At 45.7% G+C, this 12,784-nt stretch carries 7 protein-coding genes and 1 tRNA gene; 4 read left to right on the top strand and 4 right to left on the bottom strand.

Annotation, left to right across the window (positions count from 1 at the left end; genetic code table 11):
• Both HMO_RS17290 and HMO_RS0103440 read right to left on the bottom strand, forming a co-directional pair.
• On the bottom strand, positions 1-4,545 hold a 4,545-nt coding region (locus HMO_RS17290), incomplete at its 3' end, for a beta strand repeat-containing protein (protein ID WP_010298711.1).
• Between the two features lie 321 nt (positions 4,546-4,866).
• Positions 4,867-7,050, bottom strand: a complete 2,184-nt coding sequence (locus HMO_RS0103440) for a S9 family peptidase (protein WP_010298709.1) — start codon at positions 7,048-7,050, stop codon at positions 4,867-4,869.
• 224 nt (positions 7,051-7,274) lie between these two features.
• Between HMO_RS0103440 and HMO_RS0103435 the strand changes: the two genes are divergently transcribed.
• From HMO_RS0103435 to HMO_RS0103420, 4 genes are all read left to right on the top strand, one after another.
• A tRNA-Arg gene (locus tag HMO_RS0103435) sits at positions 7,275-7,351 on the top strand.
• Between the two features lie 19 nt (positions 7,352-7,370).
• Entirely contained in the window at positions 7,371-8,510 is a 1,140-nt protein-coding gene (locus HMO_RS16035) for a CCA tRNA nucleotidyltransferase (protein WP_010298707.1), read from the top strand.
• 73 nt (positions 8,511-8,583) lie between these two features.
• Positions 8,584-9,684 (top strand): redox-regulated ATPase YchF, encoded by a 1,101-nt coding sequence (gene ychF / locus HMO_RS0103425; RefSeq protein WP_010298705.1) that lies wholly within the window; start codon positions 8,584-8,586, stop codon positions 9,682-9,684.
• A gap of 132 nt (positions 9,685-9,816) precedes the next feature.
• Positions 9,817-10,173, top strand: a complete 357-nt coding sequence (locus HMO_RS0103420; RefSeq protein ID WP_010298703.1) for an MliC family protein — start codon at positions 9,817-9,819, stop codon at positions 10,171-10,173.
• 361 nt (positions 10,174-10,534) lie between these two features.
• On the opposite strand, the gene HMO_RS0103410 is transcribed toward HMO_RS0103420, so the two are convergent.
• Positions 10,535-11,452 carry a hypothetical protein gene (locus HMO_RS0103410; protein ID WP_010298699.1) on the bottom strand — a complete coding sequence of 306 codons (918 nt, stop codon included), beginning with the start codon at positions 11,450-11,452 and terminating at the stop codon, positions 10,535-10,537.
• 315 nt (positions 11,453-11,767) lie between these two features.
• On the bottom strand, positions 11,768-12,673 hold the full coding sequence (locus tag HMO_RS0103405) for a hypothetical protein (protein WP_010298697.1): 906 nt from the start codon (positions 12,671-12,673) through the stop codon (positions 11,768-11,770).
• Between the last annotated feature and the right edge of the window lie 111 nt (positions 12,674-12,784).

The raw sequence follows: 12,784 nt of genomic DNA, 5'->3' as shown, positions 1-12,784 counted from the left end.
TCCAGACATACTTACATTAAAGCCATTTGTATTAAGGGTGCCTGTGCTGGCCATGGTGACCGCATTTGCCAGGGTTAAAGCAGCTGTAGTTTGTAAAGTGCCACCATTAAAGATGAGATTGCCGGTTCCCAGATTATTAGCTGCACCAATACTTAAGGTGCCTCCAGCGGCTTCAGTGGCTCCCGTATGAGCAGCGGCATTGTTGCCGGATAAGGTGAGGGTTCCTGAGCCGGCTTTAGTTAAATTGCCCGCGCCGCTGAGTGCTCCTGAAATGGTCATATTAAAGCCATTGGTATTAAGCGTGCCGGAGCTGGCCATGGTAACGGCATTTGCCAGGGTTAAAGCAGCTGTGGCTTGTAAGCTTCCCCCATTAAAAATGAAATTACCTGTTCCTAAGTTATTTGCAGCTCCGATATTTAATGTACCTGCATTAACTTGGGTAGCGCCGGTATGAGCAGCGGCATTATTTCCAGATAAAGTAAGGGTGCCTAAGCCAGCTTTAATTAGGTTGCCCGACCCCGTAAATGCCCCGGACATAGCCACATTGAAGCCATTGGTGTCAACGGTACCAGCGCTAGTCAGGGTGATTCCTCTTGTCAAGGTTAAGTTAGCTGTGGTTTGTAAGGTGCCGCCATTAAAGATGAAATTGCCTGTGCCTAAATTATTGGCCGACCCAATGCTTAAAGCTCCAGCGTCGATCTGGGTGTCGCCGGTATGAGCAGCAGCATTATTACTGGATAAGGTCAGAATACCAAGGCCAGTTTTAGTAAGGTTCCCAGCACCGGTAAAAGCGCCAGACGCCGTCATATCAAAGCCATTGGTATTAATTGTGCCTCCTCCCGCCATCGTGACCGCATTCGCCAGGGTTAAAGCAGCCGAGATTTGTAAAGTGCCACCATTAAAGATAAGGTTGCCGGTGCCCAGATTATTGGCAGTGCTGAGACTTAGAGATCCGGCATCAATCTGGGTAGTTCCCGTATGAGCAGCGGCATTGTTGCCAGATAAGGTGAGGGTTCCTAAGCCAGCTTTAGTTAAATTGCCCGCGCCGCTGAGTGCCCCTGAAATGGTTACATTAAAGCCATTGGTATTAAGCGTGCCGGAACTGGTCATGGTGACCGTATTCGCTAGGGTTAAAGCAGCCGAAGTTTGTAAGCTGCCGCCATTGAAAATGAGATTGCCTGTTCCTAAGCTGTTCGCAGCTCCAATATTTAATGTACCTCCATTAACTTGGGTAGCCCCGGTATGGGCAGCAGCATTATTACCCGATAAGGTAAGGGTGCCTAAGCCAGCTTTAATTAGATTGCCCGTCCCTGTAAAGGCCCCCGACGCAGTCACATCAAAGCCATTGGTGTCAATGGTGCCAATCCCAGTCATAGTAACTGCCTTCGCCAGGGTTAAAGCAGCTGTGGTTTGTAAGGTGCCGCCATTAAAGATAAGATTGCCGGTGCCCAGATTATTGGCTGCTCCAATGCTTAGCGTTCCAGCGTTGATCTGGGTGGTGCCTGTATGGGCAGCGGCATTGTTGGCCGATAAGGTGAGGGTTCCTAAGCCGGCCTTAGTTAGGTTTCCAGCGCCGGTAAATGCCCCCGAAGCGATCACGTCAAAGCCATTAGTATTAATTGTGCCAGAGCTGGTCATCGTGACCGCATTCGCCAGAGTTAAAGCAGCTGTGGTTTGTAAAGCACCACCATTAAATATTAGATTGCCTGTGCCCAGGTTATTCGCCGCACCAAGACTTAGAGCACCAGCGTCGATCTGGGTGGCTCCCGTATGAGCTGCGGCATTATTACCGGATAAGGTTAGAATGCCCAGGCCGGCTTTAGTTAAATTGCCCGTGCCGCTGAGTGCGCCTGAAATGGTTACATTAAAGCCATTGGTATTAATTGTGCCAGAGCTGGTCATCGTGACCGCATTTGCCAGAGTTATAGCAGTTGCGGTTTGTAAGGTGCCGCCATTAAAGATGAAATTACCTGTTCCTAAGCTATTTGTAGCTCCTATATTTAATGTACCTGCATTAACTTGGGTAGCCCCGGTATGAGCAGCAGCATTATTTCCAGATAAGGTGAGGGTGCCTAAGCCCGCCTTAATTAGATTGCCTGCGCCAGTAAGTGCCCCCGACACAGTGACATCAAAGCCGTTAGTATTAATTGTGCCCGTGCTAGTCATGGTGACCGCATTCGTCATGGTTAAAGCAGCTGTCGTCTGTAAGGTGCCGCCATTAAAGATGAGATTGCCGGAACCTAGATTATTGGCTGCTCCAATGCTTAGAGCTCCGGCGTCGATCTGGGCAGCGCCTGTATGAGTGCCCGCATTGTTAGCCGATAGAGTGAGGGTGCCTAAGCCAGCTTTAATTAGATTGCCTGCGCCAGTAAATGTACCCGACGCAGTCACATCAAAGCCATTAGTATTAATTGTGCCCGTGCTAGTCATGGTGACTGCCTTCGCCAAGGTTAAGGCAGCTGTCGTCTGTAAGGTGCCGCCATTAAAGATGAGATTGCCGGAACCTAGATTATTGGCCGCCCCAATGCTTAGAGCTCCGGCGCCGATCTGAGTGGTCCCTGTATGAGTGGCTGTATTATTGGCCGATAAGGTGAGGATTCCTAAGCCGGCTTTAGTAAGGTTCCCAGCGCCAGTAAAAGCGCCTGAAGCCGTCACATCAAAGCCATTAGTATTAATGGTGCCAGCTCCCGTCATGGTGATCGCTCTTGCCATTGTTAAAGCGGCTGAGGTTTGTAGAGTGCCACCATTAAAGATTAGTGCTGCAGTGGTGACTCCCAGATTATTATTATTTGCGATCGATAAAATTCCCTGATTTATAGTGGTGCTTCCCGCATACATATTGGTTCCTTGAAGGATAAGTGTACCGCTACCATTCTTAATTAATGCAGTACCGCTGCCGCTACCGGCACCATAATTATTGCCCGATGGTAAAGAGTTCAAACTATCGTCTGCAATCGAATTTGCTATGGTCACAGTGTTGCCTGACGCAGGAGAAAATGTAACAGTACTACCTGCCATGAAGAATGCAGCGTCGCCTGTACGTGCTCCAGCTGCGCCGGCAGTTCCGCCAGTATTCGTGCCGCCCGTGCCAGCGGTGGTGGTGCTGCCACTTTCTGAAGAGGAGCCTTGTATTGTTAAACTGCCACCCTGACGAACAAATATTGCTCCCCCCAAAGCCGCACCGCCACCGCCGCCGGCACCATAGCTACTGCCCCCGTTACCACCACCTTGGCCGCCCGAAGCTTTACCGCCACCGCCACCGCCAAAGCCGCCACCACCGCCGCCTCTATTAGGGTTGGCACCGCCGCCGCCACCGCCAAATAGGCTGCCTGCGCCTGCCCCCCAGGTGCACCCAGCACCACCACCACCGCCAAAAGCTCCGCCCGTGCCTCCATCACCGCCACCATATGCTACCGGGTCTGACCCTATATCTCCGCCACCGCCGCCACCGCCACCGTAGCCACCGCCACCGCCGCCGCCATAATACCCATCAAAATTGAACGCATATCCTCCGCCAGCTCCCCCATAGCCATTGGCACCACTGGCGTCGGCGCCACCACCACCACCCCCGTAGCCGCCACCACCACCACCGCCGCCGTTATTGCCGCCACCACCACCGCCACCCGAACTACCTCCGGCACGGCCACCGTTACCTCCTGTGCCACCACCGCCTACGCCTCCTGCGCCGCTTGCTGATGACCCTGCGGCAGCTGCTGCGGTAGTGCCGAAGTTACCGGATCCATTTGTACCAACAGTGCTACTTGCCCCACCACCATTGCCACCTGCGCCGCCGTCGCCGCCACCACCGCCGCCACCTGCCACATTGCCAGCCCCACCATTACCACCATTGCCGGTTAAGCCACCACCGCCACCACCACCCCCTTTAGGTACGGTATTACCTACACTACCATTACCACCATTGCCTCCTAAACCGCCACCACCGCCGCCGCCATTAGCGCCACCATTGCCTCCCATCCCAGCCCCTCCGGTACCACCAACAGCAGCATTATTAGTGAATGTTACCCCATCCAAGACGACAGAGCCTGTATTGTTAACAAATAGGGCTCCTCCAGCTCCCAGTCCGCCCCCACCACCAACACCTCCGCTGCCACCATTACCCCCTTTAGCTCTGCCGTTCTGTAGGACAAGATTTTTCAAAGTGACAGTGTTTGCTGCCAGGCCTCCTACAAAGAAAATACGATATAAGTTGGCTCCATTAATAGTTGCTGTACCGGTATTGGCTCCGCTTCCATCAATGGTAATATTGCCAATAAGAGGAGGAAGAAAAGAACCTAAAGTGATTGCTGTGCTTACAGCACTTGTGAAATTAATTGTGCTCGATCCAGCTGCAGCATTGGCGCTTATGATTGCTTGCCTAAGGGAGCCCGCTCCAGAATCATTACTGTTACTTACAGTGAAAGTAGAGGAGGCATTGATTGCTGATACACTTAAGATTGTTATAGTACTAAGTCGACATATAAATCGAATAAAAGGAAGAATAGCGAAAGGTTTTAATTTCTTAAGTCTGAAATCTCTATGAAACATAAAGGAGAGGATATTCAAAGTTTAATTTAAATAATTGATTATATTAGTTTAATTTTTTATTCTTTTTTCCTAAAATCAAGTTAAATTTTTATATTATTAACAACATGGCTATGCTGAAACGGAGAGCAAACAGTAAAGAAGTATCAGCCGGAGCTAGAGTAAGGTTAGCTATTTTCTGAGGCCAGTTCAGGCTATTCTATAGAGGCGCTATAAGAGTTAACCTTTTATTATTTAGGTGGAGGGAAGGTGGTTCAATAGCCTTAAGAAAAGTCTTCTCCGCTCGAGACGATACTTTTCTTTAAGGTATAGGGATAGGCGAGATTATTCAACCAATCCAAAAACTTGGCGAGCAAAGGCTAAATAATCAGATTCTTCCTTTAATCCTTCATCGCGGCGCGAGCCTCCACCATGACCAGCTGACATGTTCATGCGCATAAGCGCTGGAAGCTGTCCAGTATTAAGCTCTCGCAGCTTGGCCATAAATTTAGCAGGTTCCCAATAGGTTACTCTTGGATCAGTAAGGCCTCCCGCAATATACATGGCAGGGTAAGCTTGGCACTGCATGTTATCATAGGGAGAATAGCTCAGCATATAGTCAAAGTATTCCTTGCTCTCAATCGGATTGCCCCATTCTTTAAACTCGCCGGGGGTGAGGGGAAGAGAGTCATCCAACATAGTATTCACGACATCGACAAAGGGGACAATGGCGAGGATGACTTTAAAAAGATCAGGGCGATGATTGGCAACATAGCCCATCAGCATTCCCCCCGCACTGCCGCCCATGGCGGCGATACTGCCCGGAGCTGTGTATCCTAGTTTGATTAACGTTTCTGCACAGTCAATATAGTCATGGAAGGTATTTTTCTTCTTAAGGTATTTACCGTCTAAATACCAATTATAGCCTAAATCGTCGCCCCCTCGAATGTGAGCAATGGCGTAGACAAAGCCATTATCCATCCAATGTAAAGCGCGGGAATTGAAATAAGGTGTAATGGCAATCCCATAAGAGCCATAGCCATATAGCAGTAGTGGGTTATCCTTTCCTGGTGTAAACTTATCTTTACGATAGACTAAAGAAATAGGCACTTTTACGCCATCACGCGCCTCCGCCCAGAGGCGATCGACATGGTAAAGCTCTGGATCAAACCCACTGCCAATCTCTTGGGTTTTTAATAACTTCTGGCTTAAGTCTTTAAAGTTAACTTCAAAGACAGAGGCCGGGCGCGCCAGAGAGGAGTAAGAATAACGGAACGTAGTATCCTCGTAAAATGTTGCTGCAATATCGGCATCATAGGCTGCATCTGGGAACTCAATGAATTTCAGTTCTTGTGACGTCGGCTCCATCACGGCAATTCTTTCCAAGCCATTTTTACGGAAGGAGAGCACGAAATGGCTCTCGTAAGGGACAAAGCCTGTAATATAGGCCGCAGGGTCATGGGGAATAATTTCCTCAAATGTAGGCTGCTCTTGGCTAACCAGTACCCGGACTAAGCGTTTATTTTCGCCTTTATCATTGGTCAGGATATAAAAGTATCCCTTATGGTGATCAATATCTAAATGGCGCTTTTCAACAGCGTCTAATAACTGGATGAGTTTGCGCTCCGGGTCTTTTAAGTCGATATAAGCGACAGAATCATCTTCTTTCGAGCTGGATTGGATAAAAAGGTAACGCTTGTCAAAGGATTTATGCAGACCTAGACTACGGATATCCTCGGATTCTTCCCTAATTAACTGATCTGAGGCTGCATCGGTGCCGAGGCGATGAAAGAGTATCTTTTTAACGCGCCATTCAGGGGTGTATTGACTGTAATAAAAGCCGCTGTTATCGTCCAACCAAGCCGTGGACGCGACACTGTCAATAGTATCTGTTAGCTGTTCACCAGTAAAGAGGTTGCGAATCTTAAGGGCGTAAAATTCATTGCCGGTGGTATCTTCTAAGTAAATTAAAAACTGACCATCCAGGGTAACATTTAAGCCTGTGGCTTTATAAAAATTGTAATCGGTAGCTTCCTTGTTGGCATCGAAGTAAACTTCTTCTGTGCCGTCTAGTCCCTTTTTGCGTAAGCGAACTGGATAATTCTGGTCTTTTGTTTGTCGGTTATAGTAATAATAGTCGCCATATTTAGAGGGCACACTTTCATCCACATCAGGAATATAACCTTTCCGCTGTTGGAAGAGGCGTTCACGTTCCGCTTGCAAAGGTGTCATAAACGCATCATGATAAGCATTTTCCGCCTTAAGGTAGGCCATGATTTCAGGGTCTTTAACACCATCTTGAGGATCGTGCCATTCAGGATCCCTTAGCCAAGCATAATCATCGGCCAAGGTAGCACCATGGATGGTACGAGAAGTTGGCCTTTTCTCAGCCTGAGGAATCGGCATAGAGCTCATAGTAGTGAAAGGAGTGGATGCAGATAATTTATTTTCTTTAGTCATGTCTAAACTTAAGCCTTGCTGAAAAGTTGCTGTTATTAATAAGCTACACAATATAACGTTTTTTTGCATCCTGATCCTCCCTAAATTTTTCTCATTTCTCTCTTCCATCATCAGTGGGCGACAATAAATATGGCAATAGGGCGATTAACTCCTTAAAAATGCGTTAATTTTTTAAGGGGAGGGGGAAGGGGGGCTGTGATGTCAGTATTATCTTTTTTGAATTTTTATAAAAAAACTTGTTGCAAACGGATTGCAGGTTTGGCTATAAATACATTTATCAAGTTTGCTTAAACGCGCCCATAGCTCAATTGGATAGAGCGTCAGACTACGGATCTGAAGGTTAGGAGTTCGACTCTTCTTGGGCGCGCCATTTTATTCTGGTCGATTTAATGGCCATAAATATTTCTCCCTTACTCTCCATTAAAAAAATTTATGATGATGCTGGATTTCCTTTGCGTTTTGTTGGCGGGTGCGTCCGTGATACTTTATTAGGTTTGACGCCTAATGATATCGATCTGGCCTCGCCACTGCCGCCCGAACAAGGATTAGCCCTTTTAGCAGCGCAAGGCTATACCGTGATCCCGACGGGTATGGAGCACGGTACATTTACCTTAGTTATAGATAAGGTCCCTTATGAAATCACCACCTTACGTCGTGACGTGGCCACTGATGGCCGACGCGCGACGATTGCTTATACCGATAAGTGGGAAGAGGATGCAGCACGACGGGATTTTACTATTAATGCCCTGTATATGGATTTCGATGGCACTATTTATGATTATGCCAACGGGCAACAAGATCTTAAAAAAGGAACGGTGCGCTTTATTGGTCAGGCGGCCGATCGAATCCAAGAAGATTACTTAAGAATTCTGCGATTTTTCCGGTTCCATCAGCGATTTTCAAAGCAGCCGGTTTCCTGTGAGTTGAAAGCTATCTTCCAGAAGTTTTCGCCTCAGATTAAAACCTTATCTGCCGAACGGATAACAAAGGAATTTCTGCTGTTGCTAGAAAGTTCAAACCCACTTCTTGAACTGAGTATTATGGATGAGTGTCAAATTCTGCCACAGTTTTTAGAATCTTATGAGCTAGATAATCTTAAATTGCTGCTGGACATGGAGATGAGTGTCAGTGCTGCTCCGAGTGCTTTGCGGCGGTTTCACGCCTTGAAATGCTCTAGCCACCAGCTGCGTCTTTCTAATAAGCAAAGTAAATACTTGGCTGCCCTAAATTTGCTTGAGGCAGAGATGTCCTCGCACTCCCTCTTTTATCTGGCTTATAAATATGGCTTACCAGAAATCTTGGACATATTTTTAGTGCGGCAAGAGAGTAAGCGCTGGCTTGAGTTTAAATCGTTAGTCATTCCCCCTTTTCCCTTAAATGGCCAAGACTTGATAACTATCGGTATAAAACCAGGGGCGCGTTTAGGAAAAGCTTTAAATGACGCTGAATACCAGTGGGCAGCGAGTGAGTATAAATTGACTAAAGAAAACCTGCTACAGTACCTTACTGCTACCTTAAGGGACGGCTGAGTCTTTCCTTGCCCTCGACGGCTAAAACGCTGTATAACTATAGCTAAACTATTAAAAATCAAAGGATCAGAATATGGGATTTAATTGTGGAATCGTGGGCCTGCCCAATGTTGGAAAGTCAACTCTATTTAATGCTTTAACAGCAACAGCGGCAGCTGAAGCGGCAAATTATCCCTTTTGCACAATTGAACCCAATACAGGGCGAGTCGGCGTCCCAGATCCGCGTCTTTATGAATTAGCCAAGATTGCGCAATCGCAAAAAATTATCCCTACTCAATTAGAATTTGTTGATATTGCTGGCTTAGTCCGCGGCGCTTCTAAAGGGGAAGGACTTGGGAACCAATTTTTGGGGCATATTCGCAGTGTCGATGCTATTATTCATGTCCTACGCTGCTTTGAAGATGATGATATTACCCATGTGGATGGCAGTGTTGATCCGCTGCGCGATCTGACAACTATCGAAACTGAATTAATGCTTGCCGATATGGAAAGCCTTGAACGCCGTACGGCTGGCTTAGAAAAGAAGGCCAAGGGTGGCGATGCTGAATCTAAAGCTTTGTTAGCAATGGGGCAAAAGGTGCTCAAGCATTTAGAGGCCGGCCACATGGCAAACACAGTCGAAGTGACCAAAGATGAGAAGCCTATCTTTGATCAATTGCAGCTATTAACGTCAAAACCTATCCTTTACGTTTGTAACGTCAGTGAAGAGGAAGCGGTGAGTGGTAATAGCCATACCGCAAAGGTTGCAGAATATGCTCAACAGAATGGCCGGGGCGCTGTCATTATTAGTGCAGCTATTGAATCTGAAGTGGCCTCCCTTGAGTCTGAGGCCGAACAATTAGAGTTTTTACAGAGCTTAGGATTACAAGAAACAGGACTGAAACAGGTCATTCGTGAAGGCTACAAGTTGCTTAATCTTTTGACATTTTTTACCATTGGTCCTAAAGAAGCACGGGCCTGGACGACTCATCAGGGGGCTAAAGCCCCGCAAGCAGCCGGCGAAATCCATACTGACTTTGAGCGTGGCTTTATCTGTGCCGAGACCATCTCTTATGATGATTATTTGGCTTGTAACGGTGAAGCCGGGGCTAAGGCAGCTGGAAAAATGCGCCTTGAAGGACGCGATTATATTGTGAAAGATGGCGATATTTTCCATTTCCGCTTCAACGTATAACGATGAATAATTAAGACACCTACTCACTTAGATAAATACGATAACAGTATTCAAGGTGATCGTATAAGAGAGAAAGAGAGCTTTGCTGATAAGCTTGGGGTTATTCATACGTGCAAGGTAAGGAGGTTAATCATGGCCTGGAATTGGCGAATTTATGGTCAATTGGGGATAGCTACTTTTTCCCTTACTTCCTGCACGAACGATCTTCATGCTACCAAGCTTGAAAAGGAAGATAATCTTAAAACCTTAGAGTCTTCCTTTCAATGCGGCACTCAGCTCGTAAAATTTTTGATCCATAAGAATAAAGAAGTAGAGCTCCATGTTAACGGCACAGTTTATGCCCTCCAAAGAGTGCTAGCAGCCTCAGGCGAGCGTTATGTGGCTAAGACTGATTTGAGTACCGAGTTCTGGGCCAAAGGAAAACGAGCAACATTTATGTTAGCGGGCGAGAAAATGCCTGAATGCCACCTAGTTACAAGCAATAAATAGTTAGCTTTAAAGCAATGATCCTAAACATGATTTGGAAGGGGGAAGCTGCTGAGTGTTCCTTTTTACATCATTAAGGCTAGTTTTTTATCAGCTTTATCAAAAAGTTTTCTGTCTGAAAGGTAAGGGATCGTTTCTATTATATAAAGAGAGAATGCTTGATCTCAGTTTGGCTGCTTTCCCCTGGAAGGGGGCCCAATCATTAAGATATTTATCAAAGATTTCTATCCTAGCTAAGAGCGACCTATGGGGAATAAACCTAAATAATGCTGGAACATCTTAAATGTCCCAGCTTTTTTAATATCTTTGCTTCTTTAAACTCAACCAGTTAAGGTAGATCATACCTTTGTCCAGCTTAATAAAGTTAATTTGACGATGTCCCAAACACTAAGTCAAGGGGGGTATGAAGGACTTTATTTTCTGAAGGAAAATCAGGAAGGCCAAGTCTCCGATAATCAAAGTTATCCGTTTTTAACTCTTTTAACGGCCACTTATTTTTATTGCTATCTTGCCAATACGGCTCCTCTACTTGCCAATAGGGCTCCCCTGCTAGAAGTCTTATTCTGCTAACAGATGGCACATATAACTGACTGCCGTCACTTAAATAGATGTAAGTTGTGCCTCCATCTCTGCTGCGTAGTACGCGGGGAAAGCTATCAGGTTCCTCGGCAGGAAGATCAAGCTGTACCATCGCGCCTAACGAGCCTTTAAAAAGGCGAAAACTATTATAATAGTCTTCTTCGTTGTCTAACGAATCTACAAAGATATATTCGTCCCTATCTGTAAATTTTAGGAGATATTCTTTCTGACGAACCTTGGGGAGAGAGATAAATTGGGCTCCATACATAAGCACCTCTACCTCTGCCGGATTACTTATCAAGGTATAATCTCGTGCGTAATCTGCTACTTTAATTGTATTGCCCTGGCGGAGGAGCATGGCTTTTTCCGGGGCCCGTGGATCTTCAAAATGTATCTTCTGCTTAATCCCTTTACCTTTTGTCCAAGAACTATTCTCCCCAAGAGATTTTAGCGGATAAAACTTTAAACCGTCGCCCCAGAAAATTTTTCTATCACGGGTCTGAAGAATGTAGTGATCCTGACCATCTGTAAATAATTCTATATCCGATAGATTTTTTTCGACTGATTGCTTGTAAAGCGCATTTGATACATCTGGACAAAGCGGGTAAGAATCTTGGGCGCAAATAGGACTCGATATAAAGCTCACATTAAGTAAAGCAATGCCAGTAAATATTCTAAGAGCTTTAAGAGGATTTATATTCATCACATTTATTCCTTCTATTGTTTCTTGTTAAATTTGAGAAATCGCTATTCTAATAAAATTTTTATCTACAAACTTATACATGGATCTAATATTTAATTAAACATGAATGTTATTTCTGATTTCTCATTAATATTTCTTTATTGTCTATAAACTGGTCGTGTCATAGAGGGAGGGGCTCTTAACTGCTGCTACTAATAATGTCGAGGGGAAAAGAGAGACCGGGATCAAAGCTCACAGAGCAAACCAGGCCCCCGTGCTGTTATTTATGCTACTGTGTCTGGTGGTATATAAGGGGCCCCTGCAGGCCCCTTGAAGTTAACTTTTGCGGCTGGAGTACAAATATCCCTCAATCCGTTTAATCATGCGAGTTGCTTCCTTTTTTCTTGTCTCAAGGGTGTGTAAAGGAAGAACTTCTCGATAATGCTTAAGCGCTTTTCTATCGTCACGTTCTGAGTAGAAATAGTCTGCCAGTCTTAGGTGAGCCTGAGCTTTAATATTATCGCTATTCCGATTCCCTTTCAGACAGTTCAAAGCTTTATAGTACCAATGGGCTGGTGTCGGGCATTCATGGTTGGTCAGGCTAGAAGTTCCAAGGCCTATATAAGCTTGGGCTTCCAGCTGCGGATACCGACGATTTGTGATCAGATTTAAGGTGTCAAGATACCAGTAAGCACTTTTAGAGTGACTCTTATCACAATACTTCACATTTCCTAAACCGATGTAAGTTTGGGCTTTAAAATAAACCTGATGTCTATTCTGAACAAGGTTTAGAATATCTAAAGCTTTTAGATACCAATAAGTACCTTGCGGATACCCGGGTCTACTTTTATAGCCTGCTATCCCAAGGCCTAAATAAGCTTGAGCTGCCAGTGGTGACCGATCACCTTTGTCCAAGGTATCGAGAGCCTTAAGAAACCAGTCTTCGTACCTTGTATGAGAGTCATCGGTATAACGACTATTGCCGAGCTCGACATAAGCTTTGGCTTCTAAGTCTCTGTCCTTCAAAATCTTCGCAATATTAAGGGCTTTGAAAAACCACACGGAAGAAAGTGGATATTCCGCGGTTGTGTACTGATTGCGTCCCACTTCAATAAAAGCTTGAGCTTCTATCTCTAGGATACCAGGTTCTTTCTCTAGGATATTAACCTGTTGGGATAACTCAATGATCCGAAGATAATAGGAAGCGGCTTCGGGAAAGCGATGAGTTTTAGCTTCCAGCATGAGAGTTCTTAACTCATCATGTAGATTATTCTCCTCAGCCAAATGTATGGTGCTGATAAGGTAGTTTGCATGCTCTGGTAAGATTATACTCGTCCATGAGGATGTGCTTGC

Origin of the sequence: Candidatus Odyssella thessalonicensis L13, assembly GCF_000190415.1 — a bacterium.
In the GTDB taxonomy this organism is placed as follows: domain Bacteria; phylum Pseudomonadota; class Alphaproteobacteria; order Paracaedibacterales; family Paracaedibacteraceae; genus Paracaedibacter; species Paracaedibacter thessalonicensis.
Note: the sequence above shows the minus strand (reverse complement) of the source record. Positions and strands in the feature narration are given on the sequence as shown.

Bases quoted from the DNA above. Each gene is read 5' to 3' on its own strand.
- HMO_RS0103440 (WP_010298709.1), bottom strand. From the start codon at position 7,050: ATGCAAAAAAACGTTATATTGTGTAGCTTATTAATAACAGCAACTTTT.
- HMO_RS16035 (WP_010298707.1), top strand. From the start codon at position 7,371: ATGGCCATAAATATTTCTCCCTTACTCTCCATTAAAAAAATTTATGAT.
- ychF (WP_010298705.1), top strand. From the start codon at position 8,584: ATGGGATTTAATTGTGGAATCGTGGGCCTGCCCAATGTTGGAAAGTCA.
- HMO_RS0103420 (WP_010298703.1), top strand. From the start codon at position 9,817: ATGGCCTGGAATTGGCGAATTTATGGTCAATTGGGGATAGCTACTTTT.
- HMO_RS0103410 (WP_010298699.1), bottom strand. From the start codon at position 11,452: ATGAATATAAATCCTCTTAAAGCTCTTAGAATATTTACTGGCATTGCT.
- HMO_RS0103405 (WP_010298697.1), bottom strand. From the start codon at position 12,673: ATGCTGGAAGCTAAAACTCATCGCTTTCCCGAAGCCGCTTCCTATTAT.